The following is a 21,283-nucleotide window of genomic DNA, read 5'->3' on the forward strand; positions in this document are numbered from 1 at the left end:
ACGCTGATAACTTGAGTCATTAGCTGCAACATCTCAGCGTGAGCGGTGAGTGTGGACGAATGCCCATGTGAAAGTAGGGTGTAATGTCTGTGATTATAAAGCAAGGTTTTATACAGACATGGAACGCGAAGGATTTATCCGCAGCTGAACATCGCCAAGCGCCTAATATCTCTCGTAAGAGAGTCGATAAAGCCCTGACTTAACAGTCAGGGCTTTTTTCGTATTGGGGGAAAAACAACAATACCTAATGCTGATAACTTGAGTTATTAGCTGCAACATATCAGCGTGAGCGATGAGTGTGGACGAATGCCCATGTGAAAGTAGGTCATTGCCAAGCGCCTAATATCTCTCGTAAGAGAGTCGATAAAGGCCTGACTTAACAGTCAGGGTTTTTTTCGTAGTTGGGGTAAAAGACAACAATTCCTGATGTTGATTGCTGAGTCATTAGCTGCTGAATATTATTACATAAGGCAAGTGTGGGCAGTACCCATGTAAAAGCAGGGGTTATCTTTAGGGCTAACGGACTGAATAATGCTATGTCAGTGAACAATAGATCATAGTAAGGCTAGTCCACTAAGTCGCGCCAAGCAAAGTGTGTTTTGCCAAGGGTGCTACTGTGCAGAAGTTTTTACGTTGCTGAAGTTTATTGATGGCATATTTTCGATTAGCTGTTGTTGATCTCTGTCGTCTTTAGTATGTTATTAATGCGTCAAATATTTTATTAGCAATCAACGGTGTAGCCTTGTCAAAGCGACCTTTATTTTCACTATCATTCTTAGTGCCTTTTTTTATAAGCGCCCTGTTCTTTCTATTAGTCAGCGGGGAGTTTTACTATGAAAGAGAAGAGTTGCATTCTCAACTGACGGCTAATGAATCTAAGCACATTGAGAAAGAATTGTATCGGATGACGCATGTCATTGAGTCAGCGTTAGCTAATCAAGACACTTCAAGAATTGAACAAGAGGTTTCTCTTACTGCTATAGATAGCAATATGATGGTTTATGTCATTTTAGATGCTTCTAGCCAAATTCGCTTCGCTAATCATGTCATATGGCGTGACAGTAATGCTACTAATGTTATTGATGGTTACATCAATGACATCCATCAACAAGCGGTAAGCAATAAACGCCCACTGATTCAAACCAATTTAGAGCGTGGCTCTATACAAGCATATTATCCTATCAATGCCTCAGATAAATATAGTTATTCTAGCGCGGTAGATGTGATTTATGTTGAGTACAATATCTCCTCATTGATGGCTGAGGCTGCAGACAGCCTCCAAAAACGCTTTATTTATATTTGGGCAATTGGTGGCATAATTGTGCTACTTTTTTGCTTAGGGTTATATTTGGTACTAATTAAGCCTATTAGAACTTTAACTAAAAATGCGCAAAATATTGTCAATGCTAAAGGGGGTTCGACTAAGGTGACTACCTTTGTCGATGAGTTATATTGGCTCAATAAGTCATTGGTTCAAGTAGGGCTACATTTAGCCGAAAGCAATCAACGACTGACTAATGCTGAGCAGCGTTGGTTATATTCTATTAATGCAGATCAACACGGTATTTGGGACTGGGATACTATATCCAATGGCGTCTTCTTATCAGATCACTGGAAAGAAATATTAGGTTATCAATCCGATGATATCGCTAGCTCCTATGAAGCCTGGGAAGCTTTGTTACATCCAGATGATAAAAAAGCAGTGGTAGCAGCACTTAATAATTATCTGCAAGGTAAAACTCGCAATTACGAAAGTGTTCATCGGATGCTAACTAAGGCGAATGATTACATTTGGGTGTTAGATAGAGGTCAAATTATCCAGTGGGATGAACTGGGTAAGCCAATAAGAGTCATAGGTTCGATAAACGATGTTTCTTCTGAACTTGAAAACCAACAGATTACTGTAGAAAGGCAAAGTCATGTTGGGGTGTCAGATATTATTGATCGGGAAGCGTTAGCTAACGAATTGTTTGACCTTCAAGCTTATGCGCGTAAAAGTAATCAACATTGCAGCTTGCTAGTCATTAATCTAAGCAACATTAAGTTAGTAAATGAAGCGTTAGGTGAGCAACTCACTGATCGATTACTTATGCAGATTTCAGCAAGGCTTGCTGGGAGTTTTTCAAATAGCTGTTTGTTAAGTCGTCTGGGAGATGATGAATTTGTTATTGCAGCAAAAAATTTAGGTAATAATTTAGAGCATGCCAATAAACGTGCGTTAGCGTTAGCAAGTGAAGTTCGCCAAGTGGTTGGCCGTAGTTTCAGCATATCTGGACAAGATGTTTCAGTTTTTACTCAAATTGGAATGGTGGTTTTTGATGGCCAAGAATCTTTAGAACCGAGTCAGTTACTTTCTCGTGCAGATAAAGCTTTATGCAAAGCTATTGAAAGTAAGACCAATAGCTGTGTGCTACATAGTTTACTGTTGGATGCTAGCCACAATGAACCCTTGAAATTACAACGGGACTTAAAGTTAGCGATTAAGGCTGGCCAGATATCCTTGGTTTATCAGCCTGTAGTAGATATACATGGCAATACCGAAAGTGTTGAAGTATTGATGCGTTGGCATCATCCTCAGTTAGGTTTTATTCGCCCGAAGCAATTTATTCCAGTTGCTGAGCTTTCTAACACGATTTTTGAACTTGAATTATGGATGTTAAGTCAGGTTTGCTTATTTATAAAGAGCTTACAAGCTGCGAATTTAAATTGCCCGTGCTTTTCAATTAATGTCTCTTCTAGGCATTTTCATCAAGATATGTTTGTTGATGTTATTCTTAACAAGATTGCAGAAAGAGGCGTTAATTTTAATTTAATCCAATTGGAGTTGTCGGAAGATATCTTTTCTATTAATCCTATCACTGCAAAAAATAAAATTTTAAAACTACAGCGGGCCGGTGTCAGAGTCGCTATCGATGATTTTGGATCAGGTTTATGTCCGTTACATCGCTTTAATGGTATTCATTTTGCTCAGGTTAAGCTGGCTACTGGCTATATTAATGATATTGTTAGTTCAAAAGAGGCGCGAAAGATATTCCGCTCACTTATTAATATGACCAAACAGTTAAATTATCCTGTCGTAGTAAAGCACATTGAAGATCGTCAGCAGTTGAGTTTACTGAGCGATCTTAATAGTAATTTGTTTCAAGGCTTTGTAATTAGTAGGCCGCTATCCCAACAAGACATTAAACACTTATTAGAATCAGAAATTAACCTGAGCGTGGTTTGGAAAGTACCATTTAGTTAGTTTAAGTTATAAGTTAACTGGACTTCCCAAACTTCAGACAGCCATCAGGGTTTCTAAAGTGTTAATGGCACTAATATCAATGGCGCTAGTATAATTGCTATTAATAGCTGCTAATTAGTATTGCTCAAGAAAAGCGAACATACTTGTCAGTGCTTGGTTACGTACCTCATCTACTTCCATAAATATCTCATGCCGACTGCTGTGTATCCTTTGTAGCTGGCATAAGTTATTTTCCGCTCTATCTTGGGCTGCATTATCCACAATGGTGTCTTCAGTCGCTTGCAAAATAAGAATGGGCTTGATACTCGTTGCGGCCACTTGGGTTGCGTTATCAGCTGCTGTTATAGCTTCTAATAGCCAGTTGTTTGTGGGCGAGCCTAACTGAATTTGTGGATTCTGCTCAAACAGCGCGATAGAGGCTTGATAACGATTTTGGCTATGGGTTAGCTCATTGTCAGCAAAGCTGGTTGCATTATAGTTTTTACCACCAATAACATAGTTGGGCTCTTTGTCTGCAGTATAAGTATTTAGCAGCTTGGCTAAAGAGCGAATAAAGCCTTTATTCATTGGCAAGTTGATGCCATACATGGGGGCTGAAAACACCGCAGCATTAAATGTGCTTGGATATTGGCCCATATACAAAGTACCTATGGTTCCCCCCATTGAGTGGCCCACAAGATATAGAGCATCATGTGCTTGGGGCTGAACAATTTGCTTGATAAAAACATGAAAGTCATCGATATAAGTCTGAAATTTATCAATGTGACCCTGGTGATTATTTTTTTGACTGCGTGATGACAAGCCTTGACCGCGATGATCGAGAATATAAACGCTATAGCCTTGCTGATATATATTGAACATCAGCTCTTTATATTTTAAATAGCATTCAACCCTGCCACTACTGATGACAATTGCTTTGTTGGTGGTTGGATTTCGAATAAAAGCATAGGCAATATCGGCATTGTCTTGACGTAGTTTGGCTTGCGTTACCGCTTGCCAAAATTGTTGCTGCTCATCATTATTAAGTTGTTGCTCTGACGAAAAAGACAAATCGATCACCTTAAGCTTTAAGAAATAGGACTAGGGTTTGGCTGGATGTAAACCTTGGCAGTGTAGCAAACAGTGATACTGATGGGGAAGGTGGTTATAGAGAGCTAAATGGCAATTTAGCTCTCTAATGAGTGTCTATTATTAGTTTGCTCGTTGCTGCTCGCTAATGAACTCGTCAACCATTTGTTCTAGGATCGCCATGGTAACTGAACCATTTTCTAGCAATGCATCATGAAATAAACGGATGTTAAAGTCTTCACCTAATGCAACTTCAGCTTTGTTACGTAAACGCTTTATGGTTAATTCACCAACTTTATATGACAGTGCTTGTCCTGGCCACGAAATATAACGGTCAATTTCGGTGGTGACATTGTGTAGTGATAATGCGGTGTTACTGGCCATAAACTCTATGGCCTGCTCACGGCTCCAGCCTTTTGCGTGCATACCAGTATCGACCACAAGACGTGCTGCCCGCCACATTTCATAGGTTAAGCGGCCAAAATTACTGTATGGGTCTTGGTAAAAGCCCGCTTCTAACCCTAGATACTCTGAGTACAATCCCCAACCTTCGCCAAATGCCGAGATATAACTCAAGCGTCTAAAGTCGGGTAAGTCTGTTAGCTCTTTATTTAGCGAGATCTGTAAATGATGCCCAGGTACTGCTTCATGCAAGGTTAATGCTTCCATTTCATATAGCGGACGTTTATCGAGGGCGTATGTATTGACCCAGTAGTAGCCTGGATCATCATCACGGTTTGAGCCAGAGTAACGTCCCGTAGTGTATTTAGGGGCGATTTCAGCCGGTACTGGTTTAATGCCATAAGGGGTTCTAGGTAAGGTGGCGAAAAGTTTAGGCAAAGCAGCATCTGCTTTTTTAGCGATATAAGCAGCTTCTTTTAATAACTCTTCAGCTGTCTTTGGGTAAAACTGTGGATCTGTGCGTAAGAAATGCAGAAATTCAGCAAAGCTGCCTTCAAATTTTACCTCTTTGATGACTTGTTCCATTTCTGCTTTGATTCGGGCGACCTCTGATAAACCCAGTTGATGAACTTCATCGGTTGTCATGGCTAAGGTGGTGTAATAGGCCACGCGGTTTTGGTAAAAAGCCTCGCCATTAGGTAGCTCTTTTGCGGCAATCGCAATACGGGCATTAGGAATATATTCTTCAGTCATAAAATCGAAAAAATCTTGATACAGCGGTAGCACTTTTTGCTCAACAGTATCTCGACCTTGCTGGGTTAATTGCCGTTTTTCAGACTCGCTAAAGTGATCGGGAAATTGAGTGAAGGGTTTGTAATAACCGCTGTCTTCAACAGGGACAATATAGGCACTAATACTTTGCTCAAAACCGGTTAAGGTTACTTTTGCTGGGGTAATACCACTGCTTAAGCCCTGTTTTAGCCAAAATGTTTGCTGGGCAAAATAAGTGGGTAAGGCATTAAGTTTTGCTAAATAATCTTGATAATCTTCAACGCTATTAAAGCGCCCATTAGCGATTGAGGCGATGTAAGCATGAAAACCACTTTCGGCCGTTATCGGTAAGTAATGATCTTTAAAGTTGTACATATCAACACTGTTTTGCAGTTGGTACGCTAATAACTGTGCATTAATTTTGTCGGTTTTTGACAGGGTGGCCGGATCAATTTGCTTTAATGATGCCAGTAGCTTTTTCTGACGTAGATTCTTTTGGGCTAAGGATTCTGGTGATAAATCAGCTAATTTATCGGCCTTTGACTTATCGCCTAATGAATAGGCCAATGTCGGCGAGTAATCCAAGTCTACTTGCCAAGCGTTATCAATAATTGATTTCAGGCTCATATTTTCTACTACTGCCGCTGTAGCCGTTTCTTTTACCTGAGTTGGGGTTTCAGTTTTTTCGGGAACGCCTAAATAATATTGAGCTTTAGAACCTGAAGTCATTTTACAGCCAGATATGGCAAGCATGATTAATGCTGGCAGTATGAGCTTTCGCATGGGAAATTCCTTTAAACGTTGGTAAATAACAAATTTAGCTAACTAAGCCACAACATAGCAATTCAATCATATGCTCGCTAGTGAAATTCATCGACATAATTGTTACTGATTGCATAATTTAGTTGCTGCTAAGGTCGTTTTTTTGTCGATGCGTGTTAAACTTTGCTTGCTGGGTGTTCATAAAATAAAAAACACATTTAGCTCAAAAATTTAATAGGGGGCAAAAATGATCAATACATCCATTCCGCTGGTTGATTTGCATCGTCATTTAGATGGCAACGTGCGGGTCAAAACGATTTGGGAGCTTGGCCATCAGCATGGTATTCAACTGCCTGCTAACTCAATTGCAGAGTTGGCTCCCTTTGTTCAAATTCAAGGCAAAGAAAATAGTTTAGTGGCATTCCTGACTAAGCTGGATTGGATGGTGGGCGTATTAGCTGATCTAGATGCTGTAAAACGCGTAGCATATGAAAATGTTGAAGACGCGGCAGTATCAGGGCTTGATTACACTGAACTGCGTTTTAGCCCATATTACATGGCAATGAGTCATAACTTACCGATTGAAGGCGTGGTTGAGGCCGTTATTGATGGCGTCAAAGCTGGCATGAAAGATTATGATGTTAAGGTTAACTTAATTGGCATTATGTCTCGTTCATTTGGGCAGGAGAAGTGCCGCTTAGAGCTTGATGGCTTGTTAGCGCATCGAGATAGCTTGGTGGCAATGGATCTAGCTGGCGATGAACTAGGTTTCCCTGGTGAGCTATTCAATGAACACTTTAAGCGAGTGAGAGATGCTGGCTTACAGATCACAGCCCACGCCGGTGAGGCGGCCGGTAGCGAGAGCATGTGGCAAGCAATGCAAGAGTTGGGTGCTACTCGAATTGGACATGGTGTAAATGCTATTCACGACCCTAAGTTGATGGAATATTTAGTTAAGCACTCTATTGGAATCGAGTCATGCCCGACAAGTAATTTACATACTTCAACTGTGGCTGATTATGATGCTCATCCATTTACTCAGTTTCTGGATGCTGGAGTATTAATTGGTCTTAATACCGATGATCCTGGTGTGAGCGCGATTGATATCAAGCATGAATATCGTATCGCTAAGTCAGAACTGGGTTTAACTGATGCTCAGCTGATGCAAGTGCAACGTAATGGTGTTGAAATGGCCTTTTTATCAGGCAGTGAACGCAAGGCGCTATACGCGTCAAAGTTATAGTTAGCTCCTACCTGTTTAGCTGAAAATAAACATAAAAAAACCGCTGATAATCAGCGGTTTTTTATTGCGTGATAGTAAAAACTAAATCACTCGCGAGAACTGTTGCTGACGTGCTTTTTGACGATAGTAAACGTCAAAACACATACAGATATTGCGGATCAACAGACGACCGGTAGGGCTAATGGTAAGCTTACGGTCTGTGATATCAACTAATTTATCATCAATGAAGGTTTGTAGCAGTTTTAAATCTTCAACAAAGTACTCTTCAAAATTAATATCAAATTGCTGTTCAATTTTGGCTAAATCGAGGTCGAAGTGACAAATCATTTGTTTAATCACTACACGACGAATTTCATCGTCACGATTTAAGCTACAGCCTTTCCATAATGCGTGACCTTTTTCGTCAATCGACTCGTAGTATGGACGGATATCTTTTTGGTTTTGGGCATAACAATCGCCAATTTGGCTAATTGAAGACACACCTAAACCTAATAGGTCACATTCTTCCTGAGTGGTATAACCTTGGAAGTTACGATGAAGCTTACCGGCATTTTGAAGCTTTGAAAGCTCATCATCTGGCTTAGCGAAGTGATCCATACCAATGAACTGATAACCTGCACCGGTTAATGATTCAATGGTTTGATGCAACATATCTAGCTTTTGCTGTGGCGAAGCCATATCTTCATCTTTAATCTTACGCTGAGCGGCAAAACGAGATGGTAAGTGCGCATAGTTAAAGATAGACAAACGATCCGGTGATAACTCAATCACACGCTTAATGGTTTCTGCAAAGGTTTCAGGGGTTTGGTGCGGTAGACCGTAGATTAAATCTGCGTTGGTCGATACAAAGCCCATGTCTTTTGCTTTAGCCATTAAGTCAAAAATAAACTGCTCATCTTGTTCGCGGTTTACGGCAACTTGTACCTTTTTATTGAAATCTTGTACACCAATAGAAATACGGTTAAAGCCAGCTTCTTTTAATGTATCAAGCATGGTTAATTCGATTTCACGAGGGTCTACTTCAATAGAGAATTCGCCAACATCAGCAAAATTAAAATGACTTTTAATCAGCTTTGATAAGGTTAAGATTTGCTCTGGGTTTAAGAATGTAGGTGTACCGCCACCCCAATGCATTTGGGTCACAGTGTAATTTTTGAATAACGGGGCACGCTTAACAATTTCACTTGCAAGGTATTCAATGTACTGGTCAGCTTTATGTGCATGACGAGTAATGACTTTATTACATCCGCAGTAATAACAAAGCTTGGCACAAAATGGGATGTGGATGTATAAAGACAGTTTGTCACTTTTACTGGTTTCAATCGCTGAAAGTAGATTTTGCTCAGTAAAAGTATCGTCAAATTCTAAAGCCGTTGGATACGACGTATAGCGTGGACCACTGTAGTTATACTTTTCGATCATTGACTGATCCCAACTTATTTGTGTGGGCTGCTTCAAGGCGTGTCCTCCGGGTAAATTAGCAATGTACGAAGTATGCAAGTATCTTTAACAAATAACCTTGATCTACGTTGTAAATTTGAAATTTCTCATTAGCAATTAGGTGCATTTTTGCAGGAAAAGTTAGCATTTAGGTAGATTTGTGGCATAGCTCACAGCCTCAATATCCATGTTGAGGCTGTTATCTGTCTTATAACTAAGGGATTTGTTAAAAACTGTCGGTTATTAATGCATGAAATGAAACTGTTTCAACTTCTTAGCGTCTTCAAGCAAGCTTTGTTCTAACTTTGCTTCAGATTTCATTCTGGCTAAGTCCAATTTCATTCGCTGCTGTTTAGGTAAAGCGCTGCGTGCATCTTTTATGGGATGATCTTTAATACAGGCGTAATGCTCGAAGATATGCGGGAATTCAACGGCCATTGCTTCAGACATGGATAAGGTATCAAATAACTTAGCGATTCGCATTACCCCTTCAGAAGGCTCACAGCGCTCTTCTAACATGGCTGCTGCGATATACTTGATATCATCTAATACTTGTTGTTTTTTGGCTCTGGCTTCTATTGTGCGCTGCTTACTGGCTGCTAGTGATGCCTGTTGTTGTTTCTTGACTTGTAATAGCAAGTATCCGGCGTAAGAAGCTAAAAGTAATACAATGATGACAGCGACAACAATAACAATGCTAGACACAGTTTATCCTTAAAGTGATGTTAGGCTTGAATAAGGCTTAGTTTAGAATAAATAGAAAAATGGCATATCTGAAATAGATATGCCATTTAAAAGTAGTAATGATTAAGACTGGTAGTCTTTTAATACATCCGCGCCTGTTTCAAAGCGCTCATATAAATCATCATCTGAAGCGGCTTTTTTACTCGGAGCGGCTGGTGCTGGTAATTCTTCAGCATCCGAAATGCCTAATTTTTCCATCAGCGATTCAATTTTAGATAATTGGCTATCTAACCATTTCTGATCGTCAGCGGCTAAGTCTTTGCCTTCTTCTAGCAAATCAAGCAAGTCATTAAACCTTGGATCTTCTTCAAGCTTTAATAATTTTTGCTCGTCAGTCAGTTTAGGCTGTTTCACTTTTGCACTAGCAGCAACAGTTGCTTCTTTAGCTGGTGCAAACGATAACGCAACAGGCTTCTTGCTACCATGACGAGGGTCATTATTTTTTTGCGTTTTCACATGTGGTGATTCTTTTTCAATCAGGGCTTCGTTATGACGGCTACCTGATTTACGACCAGAATCATTCTTCTTGCCGCCGATGACTTTGCGCTCAGACTTTTTGACTCTTGGTGCTTGTTTAGGGCCATTTTCGCCGCCCTTGCGCGATTTTTTACTACGAGCCATTGGTGATCTCATTAGGTTGTAAAATTTGGCTAGACGGATTCATATCCACCTTGCACTAAATAAGGATGCGCTTTATATCAGACTTTGATGTTTTTTGCATCAATACGAGCTCTTTTGCTGCAAATAATAGCGTAAATTCGCTGTGTTGTGCCAAATACTCGAAAGTTTGTTGCTGATAAAAGCTAACGTGAGTGGGGTTATTCTTGAAATGCCATTTAGAAAAGTGATTTAAATCAGTCATTAAAGACGTACTTATTGCTAACCATCCACCAGGTTTTAGCAATTTTGACAGTAATTGCCATTCTTTACCTGGTTGCTGGAAATGCTCTAGTACCCGATAGCAGCAAATGAAATCGTATTGCTGATTGAAAAGTTGTTGATCGGCTTTAACAAATGGGTCGTACTGATAAAGGCGGTGACCCGCGTGTTCAATTTTGTCGAGGCTGGCTTTGTCTAGCACCCTGCCAAAATTGAGCCCTGTCAATGAACCACTTTGCTGGGCGCTTATCTGTGACAGCAAGGGTTTGATAAATTGAATTAGTTGCTTTTGCTTGCTGGCTTTATTGGCTCGGCCATAACGCTGTAATTGCGCTGCCGGCATAAGGTGGGATTGGGGGTTAGCGAAAACAAGGCCGCATTGATCGCAGCGGTAAAAGGCTCTTTTTTTATCTTGTAGAAAAAATTCAGCACGATAACGGCACAAGGGACATTTTATCATTGAAGTAAGCAGGCACCTGAACAAAAACAAAGATATATATCAATCAATAGCAGATTTAGGTTGATTATGAAAGTGATTACAAAAAGCGGAAATAAAAAAAGGTGGCAGTAAACTGCCACCTCGTAAAACAGTGCTTATCACACTATATTCTGATTCCAAGTATCCGTACTTGCTATGTGACTATCCCGGTCAGTATCCTTCTTGTTTTTAGCGCTTTCCATGCTTTTTTAGTTGTTATCGGTCTTCAATGACACTTTATTTAAATCCTGTTGCCGTCCTGACCACAGCTTCCGTAGATGGTCTTCAATGACACATCAATTTCCTAGTTGTCTTCAATGACATTAGTAAACAATCCATGTTTAAAGTACCGTCCAGTGATATCAAGCCTCCGCAAGTGCATCCTAAGCAATTAGCTTCCTTTGCCGCTACTTTAATCCTTAAAGTAGTGTCCTTATGGGGTTTTATCTCTGTTGCGTAAGGGAGTGCTATTTAAGCGTGTCGACCATTCGGTCTAATCCTTACAAATTCTATATGACCTGGACTTCAAGCTGAAATCACTACTCTTATTATTTTTAGTGAGTGGTCTTATTTATATTATTGTTATTGGTAAATATTATTCTTATATCTTAAATGTAAACGTAGCCGAAATCTGTGAGATAGAATTGATATTTTTGTTCTGACAGTTGGGTTCATTTCGGTACGGGGCTATTTAACCCTAAAAGAGTGATCTCTGTCAAGCCTCAATAACCTCAAGTTTACGTAAACGTAAACTTGAGGTTGTAAAAAAGGGTGAATTGTCACCCTTTTTGTCGTTGTCAGCGCGAGCAGTAAAATTTACTTAAGGCTTGAAATATATTGAGATAATGCTTGGATATCACTGTCAGTTAGCTTTTTAGCAACATCTTGCATCATGCCATTGAGATCGTTGTTACGATTTGTATCGCGGAATTTATTTAGCTGGATTTTGACATAATCAGCATGTTGACCACCAATTGATGGGAAGCCTGCAAGCTCTGCGCCTTTACCATCTGGTCCATGACATGCCATGCATGAAGTGATACCACGATCCATATCGCCGCCTTTATAAAGGGCTTCGCCTTCAGCAGGAATACTCGCCACATCGGCTACATTTAATGTTTGGCTAGCATAATATGCAGAAACATCCTTAATATCTTGTTCAGATAAGGATATTGACATGCCTATCATGGTAGGATCATTACGACCTTCTTTGCCGCCGCTTTTAGCCGCCGCTTGGAAATCATGTAATTGCTTTTCTAGATAAGATGCGTGCTGTCCGGCCAGTTTAGGCCAAATAGGAGCAATGCTGTTACCGTCAACACCGTGACAGGCTGAACACATAACTGATTTAGTTTTACCCGCTTCCACATTACCTTCAGCGATTGCAGGGGTTGATATAGCGGCAAATACAGACAGCGCAAGAGCTAACTTTTTCATGGCGTTCCAACTTCTTGTTTAATTTATTGTCCTGAGCTTACTAGGGTGACCTGCAAGCGTGGTAAAATCTACAAACTGTGATCCGGGTAATATTTTACACGAAAATGTGGAAAAGTAAGCAAATCTTACATAATTAAGGTATTACCTAAAAATTATTGGAGTAAATCGTGTCAGAAACGCGTATAGATTTTCGAAAAACCAAGTTTTTAATTAGTGCGCCAGACATTGCACACTTAAATGAGTACTTACCTGGTGATGCCGGAGTAGAAATAGCGTTTGCTGGCCGCTCTAATGCAGGTAAGTCAAGCGCCTTGAATGCATTAACGGATCAAAAAGGCTTAGCAAGAACCAGTAAAACCCCCGGTCGTACTCAACTTATTAATGTTTTTGAACTTGAAGAAAACCGTCGTCTAGTTGATTTGCCTGGCTATGGTTTTGCTAAGGTGCCTTTAGCATTAAAAAATAAATGGCAAAAAGCTTTAGGTGAATATTTACAAGAGCGCGCCTGTTTAAGCGGTGTTGTGGTGTTAATGGATATTCGCCATCCGCTTAAAGATCTCGATTTGCAAATGATTGAGTGGGCTGTGCTGAGTGAAATCCCAGTGTTAGCTTTGCTTACTAAGTCTGATAAGCTCGCGCAAAACGTCAAAATGAAGACAGTTAATGCGGTGCGTAAAGAGTTAGCTGAGTATGGGGATTGGGTTAAAGTTGAACCTTTCTCTTCTACTAAAGGGACTGGTAAACCTAAAGTGCTAGGCATTTTAAATGAGTGGTGTAACCCAAGCTGGCTCACTGAAGCGGAGCAAGCATCGCAAGAGCAGGCTGAATAAGAATAACTAATTCTTGCTTCAGTTTAAAAAGGCTATTAAGACTTTGTACTTAGTAGCCTTTTTTGCATTTAAAAGTCGAGTTTCGAATAATGGCAAAAAAAAACCGATAACTAAATAGCTATCGGTTAAAAAAATTAGCTCTTTTGGGGAGAAGCTAAATTCAACAAGACTCAAGTGCCATCTACTCATTGATGACGCTCAATAAGCTCATAATACCTGTTTCTTAAATGTAGTTAAAGTATTTGCTCTAAAATTTATTTTGGGCAAAAAAAAGCTCCAGCATATATAGATGCTGGAGCGCCATAATTCGGCTTGTCACTATTTCTAGTGAAATAAAAAGGTCTGAAAGATGGAACATCTTAACCTCTGTACCCTACAGCGAAGATAATACGGTATTAGCCTTTAAATGAAAAACTGTTTTTCGTTAAAATGAACAATATTGTGAGCAGCAACACAATTTATGCTGGGTTTATCAGCGTTTTTTGTGCAAAAGACTAAGTGGTAAACAAGCAGGTAAAAAAAATACCTGTAAATTTTTCATTACAGGTATTTTGTATTCGGCAATGACTATCTGTTTAGCCGCATCCGTTTCATCATCTGTTTAGGTGTATATGTGAGTCGTTAAACCCTAGTGCGCCTCATCCCAATTGTTTCCAAGTCCTGCTTCAGCTAATAGCATCACATCAATGGAGGCCGCTTCGGCCATCAGTTCACAGACCTTGCTCTTCAAGGCTTCTGCTTTATCTGCATCCACTTCGAAAACCAATTCATCGTGCACCTGCATCATCATGGTGATCTCACCTTGAGTGTCGTTCTCAATCCAAGCGGCGATCTTTATCATCGCTTTTTTGATGATATCAGCGGCAGTGCCTTGCATTGGCGCATTAATCGCTGCGCGCTCAGCCGCCTGACGGCGCATGGCGTTTCTGTCTTTAATATCAGGTAAGTACAGTCGTCTGCCGTAAAGGGTTTCGACATAGCCAACATCAGCGGCTAACGCGCGGGTGTCTTCCATGTACTTCAATACGCCAGGATAGCGGGCGAAGTAAGTATCAATGTAGGTTTGAGCTTCTTTACGTGGGATATCTAGCTGCTTGGCCAAGCCAAACGCTGACATGCCATAGATTAAACCGAAGTTAACCGCTTTAGCTCGGCGGCGTTGCTCGGTAGTCACTTCTTCAAAATGCACCCCAAATACTTCTGCTGCGGTGGCTTTATGAATATCTTTATTTTCAGCAAATGCTGTCAATAAGCCTTTATCTTGTGAAAGATGCGCCATGATGCGTAATTCAATTTGCGAGTAATCGGCAGCCAATACTTTACGGCCTTCAGCGGCGATAAAAGCTTGCCTAATGCGGCGACCTTCTTCGGTTCTGATAGGGATATTTTGCAGATTTGGCTCGCTTGATGATAAACGTCCTGTGGCGGCATTGGCTTGATGATAGCTGGTATGCACGCGCCCGGTAACAGGATTAACCATTAATGGCAATTTGTCGGTATAGGTGCTCTTTAATTTTGACAGACTGCGGTGCTGCAAAATAATTTTAGGAAGCGGGTAATCTAGGGCTAATTCAACCAGTACATCTTCTGCGGTTGACGGGGCACCTTTTGGGGTCTTTTTGATGACCGGATAGCCAAGTTTATCAAAAAATAATGCCTGTAATTGCTTTGGAGAGCCGAGGTTAAACTTCTCACCGGCGATGTCATAAGCCTTAGTTTCAAGATCGTCAATCTTCTGTGCAAGTTCATCACTTTGTTGACTGAGCAGCATGCTGTCAATGAGTACGCCTTGACGTTCGATATTTGATAATACTTGGATTAGCGGTAATTCAAGTTCATTAAATACTGAGCTGAGTGTTGGCTCTTTCTCTATTCTTGGCCATAGGTGCTGATGTAAACGCAGGGTGATGTCGGCATCTTCTGCTGCATAGGGCGCAGCTACATCCAAATTAATTTGGTTGAAGGTTAACTGTTTTGCGCCTTTGCCGGCAATTTCTTCAAAGCTAATATTTTTATGACCAAGATACTTAAGGGCTAATCCGTCCATATCATGACGAGAGGCGACAGAGTTAAACACGTAGGACTCAAGCATGGTATCAAAGCGAACACCTTTAAGGCTGATGCCTGCATTGGCAAAGATACTGATATCGTATTTTAGGTTTTGGCCGACTTTTTCAAGTTGGTCATTTTCTAAAATCGGTCTTAATTGCTCAAGTGCGTACTCCATAGCAAGTTGCTGTGGTGCGTCTAAGTAATCATGGGCTAACGGCAAATAAGCCGCTTTACCTGCTTCTATTGCAAATGAAATACCGACCAGCTTTGCTTCCATGTAGTTTAGGCTGGTGGTTTCGGTGTCGATGGCAATTAATTTAGCTTTTGATAGCTTTTCAATCCAAAGGGTTAACTGCGCTTCGGTTAATATGGTGTCATATTCAACTTCAATGGCCGCAGCGACAGGCGTGATTTCCTCTGTGGTGTTAGACTTGCTTGATGTATTAAAGCCTGATTTATTATCCAATACTTCTGCTAACCAGCGCTTGAATTCCATTTCACCATAAAGCTTAACTAATTCATCGCGGTTTTGTGGTTTGGTGGCTAATTTATCCCAGTCATTATCCCACTCCACATCGGTTTTGATGGTGGCAAGATCGTATGACAGCTGCAGCATGTCTTTATTTTCGGCAATTTTCTTTGGCATGGTTTTAGAGCCGCGGAAAGTCACATCTAACACGCTCTCAGGATTGGCGATAAGTTTATCGACGCCGCCAACCCCCGTTAGCATTGCTAATGCGGTTTTTTCACCAACACCGGGCAGACCTGGAATGTTATCGGCTTTATCGCCCATCATGGCGAGCAAGTCGATGATCAACTCTGGGCCGACACCAAACTTAGCGGTGACTTCTTCTGGGCCCATAATGGTATCGGTCATGGTGTTAATTAAGGTGACATGTTCATCTACAAGTTGCGCCATGTCTTTATCACCAGTGCTGATTAAGGTTGCTCGACCTTCTTGACTAGCTTTGAGCGCGATGGTGCCAATAACGTCATCGGCTTCAACACCTTCAATACTGATTAATGGTAAGCCTAATGCTTTAATAATGGCATGCAATGGGGCAATTTGGGTACGTAAATCATCAGGCATTGGTGGGCGCTGAGCTTTGTATTCGCTATACATATCATTACGGAAAGTTTTGCCTTTAGCGTCGAAAATTACCGCAATATGACTTGGATTATAGCGGCTCATTAAGCTGCGTAGCATGTTGACTACACCATAAACAGCACCCGTAGCTTCACCTTTAGAATTAGTTAAATGAGGTGGGGCATAATAAGCACGGTAAAGGTAAGAGGAACCATCCACAAGGACGAGTGGGTTATTGGGGATTGTTGGCATAGTTTGGCTTCATATTCAGTATTCTGAGATGGCTCTAGAATGCCACATACAGGGCTTTTCGGCCACGGCAAATTTTATCCCAGGCTGTGGATAAGTCTGTGAGTGAATTAATTAATCATTTAGGTGTGTTTTAACTACGACAGGAAGTAAAACAGTTAAGCCTTTGATTTGTTGTAGTAAATATAATTTTTGTGAGTTGAATTATAGTTTTAAAATATATTCCCAATTTGTGGACTTTTTAATATTCTTCCTTGAATTAACTGAATTCTTAGTTCAGTTTTAAACCATGAGGAGATTTGAGGAAATCTAAGTTAGCATGTTTTTTGAACAGATCAATAGATTTGTTGAAAAAAGGTTAAATTAATACAATGGCAAGGGATCAGTAATGAAAAATATTGCGGTTTTACTCAGTGGAAATGGGGTGTTCGACGGCGCAGAAATTCAAGAGTCGGTTTTAACCTTATTAGCTTTATCTCAGGCAGGGGCGAGCTATCATTGTTTTGCGCCAAATATTAATCAATTGCATGTAGTCAATCATTTAACCGGTGAAGTTGATGTGGATGCGCAGCGAAATGTATTAGAGGAGTCGGCGCGCATTGCCCGTGGTGAAATCAGTGATATTAATGCGCTAAATATTGATCAATTTGATGGCTTAATTGTCCCGGGTGGTTTTGGCGCTGCTAAAAACTTGTGTGATTTTGCCGTTGCAGGTAGTGATTGCGTGCTGCAGCCACAGGTGGAAAGTTTTATTCAAGAGTTTGTGCTCGCCAACAAACCAATGGGCTTTATGTGTATCGCACCCATTATGTTGCCGCGAATTTTTAATAACGCCCCCCAAGGCACCATTGGTAATGACAGTGGTACCGCACAGGCGTTTAATGAAATGGGTGGTGAGCATTTAGAGAGTACTTGCGCTGATATCGTTATTGATAAGCAAAATCGGCTGGTAACCACCCCAGCCTATATGTTGGCGACGTCCATAGCTGAGGCTAATGTGGGTATTAAAAAGCTGGTCACAGAAGTGCTGGGGATGTGTTAGTGGTTATTTAGCGGCTGATTTACGGCTATCAAAAGCGCCTTGAGCCAAACCAATCAATAATCCGCCGATATGAGCACCATTGGCGATGGGCATACCGAGTAAATCGGTAAAGCCCAGTACCAGCCAAACAAGCATAAAGCCCATGTAACTGTTGGGAATACCAATACCTGATTGGGGTTGGCGTTGCCCCATTATCCAGGTGTAGCCAACAACGGCGTATACCACGCCTGATAAGCCGCCAAAGTTAGGCCCTGTCATCATGTATTGCACAATACTGGGTAAACTACCTGCAACGACAAGTAATATGATCAGTGGCTTGCTACCGAGTTTGGTTTCAATCTTGCCACCTAGATACCACCACCATAATAAGTTAAAGGCGATATGCATTAATGAAAAATGCATCAAGCTGGGGGTAAACACTCGCCATATTTGGCTAATGTCACTTTGGGGCACAGCGCCAAAAAAGGATAACTGGCTAAAAATGCCATTGGCAAAGCCAAGGTTCATGCCGGCGTATACCAGCACACAAACAAAGAAGGTAATCAGGGTTAGTGGCCCTGCGCCAGTAATAAACTGCTGGATAAGCCCTAAACTGGAGGAGCCATAATCTAATTTGGTTTGGGTGGTGCCATTATCCCAAGAGGCTTGTAAATACTTCTTCTGGTATGGGTTTTGTCTAAACTGTTCAAACTCGTATTTGGCTTGTTGTGCCTGAGATGGTTGCTCAACGACCAAAGATACCCCGGTTTCAATCACAACGGGATGGCATTCAATATCAAGACCTTTTAAATAGTCTATGAATGCCTGTGCTGCGCGAGCGTTAGGTAATTGGCCGATTTCTATCATACGTGAGCTAAACTCCAAGCTGTGTATCCACCATCAAGACTATAAACATCATCGAAACCTTGTTCAATAAGGTAACCCGCAGCGCCTTGACTGCTCACGCCGTGATAGCACACCACGACTAATGGCTTATCCATATCGGCATCGGCCATAAAGTGGGCGATGTTTTCATTGGTAAGATGCACTGAATTTTTAATGTTACCTGCGGCAAAGCTGGCGGCATCGCGTATATCGACGATTTGCACATCACTGGCATCTTCTTGCATGTGAATGAGTTCGTTAATCGATAAATGCTTAAACGCTGACATGGTTAATCCTTTAAAAAATGACGATAGTAAAAACGACAATAGAGCCTTTAGTATGTGACAAGGGATTGTACGTATACAACCCCTTTTTAGATGAGAATAAATCCGCTATATGGCGATTAATCCCAATTCAATATCACTTTGCCTGATTGACCAGAGCGCATTGCATCAAAGCCTTGTTGGAAGTCATCAACACTGAAATGATGGGTGATAATTGGCGACAAATCTAACCCTGATTGAATCAAACTGGCCATTTTATACCAAGTTTCAAACATTTCGCGTCCATAAATGCCTTTTAAGATTAAGCCTTTAAAGATGACTTTACTCCAATCAATGGCCATTTCACCGCCAGGAATACCTAGCATGGCAATTTTGCCGCCGTGATTCATGGTATCGAGCATTGAATGAAATGCCGATGGTACGCCTGACATTTCCAAGCCAACATCAAAACCTTCAGTCATGCCTAACTCAATCATTACATCTTTTAAGTCTTCTTTCGCAACGTTTACTGCGCGAGTCGCGCCCATTTTACGAGCAAGATCAAGGCGGTACTCATTAACATCAGTGATAACCACATGGCGGGCGCCAACGTGCTTACATACTGCCGCTGCCATAATCCCGATAGGGCCTGCACCGGTAATTAGCACATCTTCACCGACCACATCAAACGATAATGCGGTGTGTACTGCATTACCAAATGGATCAAAGATAGATGCGAGGTCATCTGAAATATCGTTAGGGATTTTAAAGGCATTAAATGCAGGGATCACTAAGTACTCAGCAAAGGCACCTTCACGGTTTACCCCGACACCTGAAGTGTTACGGCATAAATGCGTGCGACCACCGCGACAGTTGCGGCAATGGCCACAGGTAATATGGCCTTCACCAGAAACGCGATCGCCGACAGTAAAGCCGCGAACTTCTTGACCCATATCGACCACTTCACCGACATATTCGTGTCCAACAACCATAGGCACAGGAATGGTATTTTGTGACCATTCGTCCCAGTTGTAGATATGTACATCGGTACCACAAATGGCAGTTTTACGAATTTTAATTAATAGATCGTTATGGCCCATTGTTGGCTTAGGCGCATCAACCATCCAAATGCCTTGTTCAGGCTTTAATTTACTTAGTGCTTTCATGTGTAGTGAGTCCTAAATAATGCCCATTTCTTTACCAATACGGGTAAAGGCTTCGATTGCTTTATCAATTTGCGCTTTAGTGTGCGCCGCTGACATTTGGGTGCGAATGCGGGCTTGGCCTTTTGGCACCACCGGGAATGAGAAACCAACCACGTAGATGTTTTCAGCGAGTAGGCGGTTTGAAAAATCACCTGCCAATTTAGCATCACCAATCATTACCGGGATAATGGCGTGATCAGCACCTGCTAAAGTAAAGCCTGCTGCTGTCATTTTTTCACGGAAGTAACGGCTGTTTTCCCATACGGCTTCACGTAAATCGTGACCCGTTTTTAGCATTTCTAACACATGGATTGATGCACTCACGATTGAAGGCGCTAAAGAGTTTGAAAATAAGTAAGGGCGAGAGCGCTGACGTAACCAGTCAACCACTTCTTTTTTAGCAGAAGTGAAACCACCTGAAGCGCCGCCTAAGGCTTTACCTAAAGTACCGGTAATAATATCGACGCGATCCATTACTTGGCAAAACTCGTGGGTGCCACGGCCATTTTCACCAACAAAACCCACAGCGTGAGAGTCATCAACCATGACGAGTGCATCGTATTTATCGGCTAAATCACACACACCTTGTAAGTTGGCAATCACACCATCCATTGAGAACACGCCATCAGTGGCGATAAGAATGTTTCGTGCGCCCGCAGCTTGCGCGGCAATCAGCTGGGTTTCAAGATCGGCCATATCGTTGTTGGCATAACGGAAACGCTTAGCTTTACATAAACGCACACCATCAATAATAGAGGCATGGTTTAGCGCATCAGAGACGATAGCGTCGTTCGCATCTAGCAGAGTTTCAAATAAACCCGCATTGGCATCAAAACATGAAGAGTAAAGAATGGTATCTTCCATTCCTAAAAATTCACTTAAGCTATTTTCTAATTGCTTATGAATATCTTGGGTGCCACAAATAAAACGAACCGATGCCATACCAAAGCCGTGGCTTGATAAACCATTCTTAGCAGCATTAATTAATTCAGGGTGATTTGCCAAGCCTAAGTAGTTATTAGCACAGAAGTTAATCACTTCTTCGCTATTTACATTGATAGAGGTTTGCTGGGCAGACGCAATGACACGTTCACTCTTGTATAAGCCTTCAGCTTTAACATCGACAAGTTGTTGATTTATGCGGTCGTAAAATGAGGTAGAGGCCACCTGATTTCTCCTAATAATGGTTATTATGTTAATCGCAACCTTTGGCTGTTTAAGTC

Annotated in this window: 16 protein-coding genes; 4 read left to right on the forward strand and 12 right to left on the reverse strand. The window is 41.3% G+C overall.

The window, feature by feature from the left end; all coding sequences use genetic code 11:
• The first annotated feature begins 847 nt into the window (after positions 1–847).
• Positions 848–3,244 carry a bifunctional diguanylate cyclase/phosphodiesterase gene (locus Q4546_RS05340; RefSeq protein WP_303445841.1) on the forward strand — a complete coding sequence of 799 codons (2,397 nt, stop codon included), beginning with the start codon at positions 848–850 and terminating at the stop codon, positions 3,242–3,244.
• Positions 3,245–3,358: 114 nt separating this feature from the next.
• Here the strand turns inward: Q4546_RS05340 and Q4546_RS05345 are convergent, their stop codons facing one another.
• Positions 3,359–4,303: an alpha/beta fold hydrolase gene (locus tag Q4546_RS05345; protein ID WP_102436168.1), complete on the reverse strand. Its 945-nt coding sequence runs from the start codon at positions 4,301–4,303 to the stop codon at positions 3,359–3,361.
• 132 nt (positions 4,304–4,435) lie between these two features.
• On the reverse strand, positions 4,436–6,268 hold the full coding sequence (locus Q4546_RS05350; protein ID WP_102436166.1) for a DUF885 family protein: 1,833 nt from the start codon (positions 6,266–6,268) through the stop codon (positions 4,436–4,438).
• A gap of 226 nt (positions 6,269–6,494) precedes the next feature.
• On the opposite strand from Q4546_RS05350, the gene add reads away from it, so the two are divergent.
• A complete protein-coding gene (gene add, locus Q4546_RS05355) occupies positions 6,495–7,490 on the forward strand; it encodes an adenosine deaminase (RefSeq protein ID WP_303445842.1) in 996 nt (331 codons plus the stop codon).
• A gap of 81 nt (positions 7,491–7,571) precedes the next feature.
• On the opposite strand, the gene hemN is transcribed toward add, so the two are convergent.
• The 5 genes from hemN to Q4546_RS05380 form a co-directional block, all read right to left on the reverse strand.
• Positions 7,572–8,948, reverse strand: coding sequence for an oxygen-independent coproporphyrinogen III oxidase (gene hemN, locus Q4546_RS05360; protein ID WP_076542040.1), 1,377 nt, complete (start codon positions 8,946–8,948; stop codon positions 7,572–7,574).
• 225 nt (positions 8,949–9,173) lie between these two features.
• Positions 9,174–9,635 carry a DUF2489 domain-containing protein gene (locus tag Q4546_RS05365; protein ID WP_102436162.1) on the reverse strand — a complete coding sequence of 154 codons (462 nt, stop codon included), beginning with the start codon at positions 9,633–9,635 and terminating at the stop codon, positions 9,174–9,176.
• Between the two features lie 102 nt (positions 9,636–9,737).
• Positions 9,738–10,295: a Der GTPase-activating protein YihI gene (gene yihI / locus Q4546_RS05370; protein WP_303445843.1), complete on the reverse strand. Its 558-nt coding sequence runs from the start codon at positions 10,293–10,295 to the stop codon at positions 9,738–9,740.
• A 55-nt stretch (positions 10,296–10,350) separates the two neighbouring features.
• Positions 10,351–11,013, reverse strand: a complete 663-nt coding sequence (locus Q4546_RS05375) for a methyltransferase domain-containing protein (RefSeq protein WP_102436160.1) — start codon at positions 11,011–11,013, stop codon at positions 10,351–10,353.
• Between the two features lie 834 nt (positions 11,014–11,847).
• Positions 11,848–12,468, reverse strand: coding sequence for a cytochrome c (locus Q4546_RS05380; RefSeq protein ID WP_102435891.1), 621 nt, complete (start codon positions 12,466–12,468; stop codon positions 11,848–11,850).
• Between the two features lie 167 nt (positions 12,469–12,635).
• On the opposite strand from Q4546_RS05380, the gene yihA reads away from it, so the two are divergent.
• Complete coding sequence (yihA, locus tag Q4546_RS05385; protein ID WP_102476002.1) at positions 12,636–13,298, forward strand: ribosome biogenesis GTP-binding protein YihA/YsxC; 663 nt, start codon at positions 12,636–12,638, stop codon at positions 13,296–13,298.
• A gap of 628 nt (positions 13,299–13,926) precedes the next feature.
• On the opposite strand, the gene polA is transcribed toward yihA, so the two are convergent.
• On the reverse strand, positions 13,927–16,689 hold the full coding sequence (gene polA / locus Q4546_RS05390) for a DNA polymerase I (RefSeq protein ID WP_102435887.1): 2,763 nt from the start codon (positions 16,687–16,689) through the stop codon (positions 13,927–13,929).
• 385 nt (positions 16,690–17,074) lie between these two features.
• Between polA and elbB the strand changes: the two genes are divergently transcribed.
• Positions 17,075–17,728, forward strand: a complete 654-nt coding sequence (elbB, locus tag Q4546_RS05395) for an isoprenoid biosynthesis glyoxalase ElbB (RefSeq protein ID WP_102435885.1) — start codon at positions 17,075–17,077, stop codon at positions 17,726–17,728.
• Positions 17,729–17,731: 3 nt separating this feature from the next.
• Here the strand turns inward: elbB and glpG are convergent, their stop codons facing one another.
• The 4 genes from glpG to Q4546_RS05415 all read right to left on the reverse strand — a co-directional run bounded on the left by glpG (position 17,732) and on the right by Q4546_RS05415 (position 21,227).
• Entirely contained in the window at positions 17,732–18,574 is an 843-nt protein-coding gene (glpG, locus tag Q4546_RS05400; protein WP_102435884.1) for a rhomboid family intramembrane serine protease GlpG, read from the reverse strand.
• A complete protein-coding gene (gene glpE / locus Q4546_RS05405; RefSeq protein ID WP_102435882.1) occupies positions 18,571–18,879 on the reverse strand; it encodes a thiosulfate sulfurtransferase GlpE in 309 nt (102 codons plus the stop codon). The genes glpG and glpE overlap by 4 nt, the downstream gene beginning before the upstream one ends.
• Positions 18,880–18,995: 116 nt before the next feature.
• Complete coding sequence (tdh, locus tag Q4546_RS05410; RefSeq protein ID WP_102435880.1) at positions 18,996–20,021, reverse strand: L-threonine 3-dehydrogenase; 1,026 nt, start codon at positions 20,019–20,021, stop codon at positions 18,996–18,998.
• A gap of 12 nt (positions 20,022–20,033) precedes the next feature.
• Positions 20,034–21,227, reverse strand: a complete 1,194-nt coding sequence (locus tag Q4546_RS05415; RefSeq protein ID WP_102475999.1) for a glycine C-acetyltransferase — start codon at positions 21,225–21,227, stop codon at positions 20,034–20,036.
• Between the last annotated feature and the right edge of the window lie 56 nt (positions 21,228–21,283).

It is taken from the genome of Shewanella sp. 4_MG-2023 (assembly GCF_030548015.1).
Taxonomy (GTDB): domain Bacteria; phylum Pseudomonadota; class Gammaproteobacteria; order Enterobacterales; family Shewanellaceae; genus Shewanella.

What these genes read in the sequence shown, in the direction of transcription:
- Q4546_RS05350 (WP_102436166.1), bottom strand. Translation starts at nt 6,268, where the DNA reads ATGCGAAAGCTCATACTGCCAGCATTAATCATGCTTGCCATATCTGGC.
- add (WP_303445842.1), top strand. Translation starts at nt 6,495, where the DNA reads ATGATCAATACATCCATTCCGCTGGTTGATTTGCATCGTCATTTAGAT.
- yihI (WP_303445843.1), bottom strand. Translation starts at nt 10,295, where the DNA reads ATGGCTCGTAGTAAAAAATCGCGCAAGGGCGGCGAAAATGGCCCTAAA.
- Q4546_RS05375 (WP_102436160.1), bottom strand. Translation starts at nt 11,013, where the DNA reads ATGATAAAATGTCCCTTGTGCCGTTATCGTGCTGAATTTTTTCTACAA.
- Q4546_RS05380 (WP_102435891.1), bottom strand. Translation starts at nt 12,468, where the DNA reads ATGAAAAAGTTAGCTCTTGCGCTGTCTGTATTTGCCGCTATATCAACC.
- polA (WP_102435887.1), bottom strand. Translation starts at nt 16,689, where the DNA reads ATGCCAACAATCCCCAATAACCCACTCGTCCTTGTGGATGGTTCCTCT.
- elbB (WP_102435885.1), top strand. Translation starts at nt 17,075, where the DNA reads ATGAAAAATATTGCGGTTTTACTCAGTGGAAATGGGGTGTTCGACGGC.
- glpG (WP_102435884.1), bottom strand. Translation starts at nt 18,574, where the DNA reads ATGATAGAAATCGGCCAATTACCTAACGCTCGCGCAGCACAGGCATTC.
- glpE (WP_102435882.1), bottom strand. Translation starts at nt 18,879, where the DNA reads ATGTCAGCGTTTAAGCATTTATCGATTAACGAACTCATTCACATGCAA.
- tdh (WP_102435880.1), bottom strand. Translation starts at nt 20,021, where the DNA reads ATGAAAGCACTAAGTAAATTAAAGCCTGAACAAGGCATTTGGATGGTT.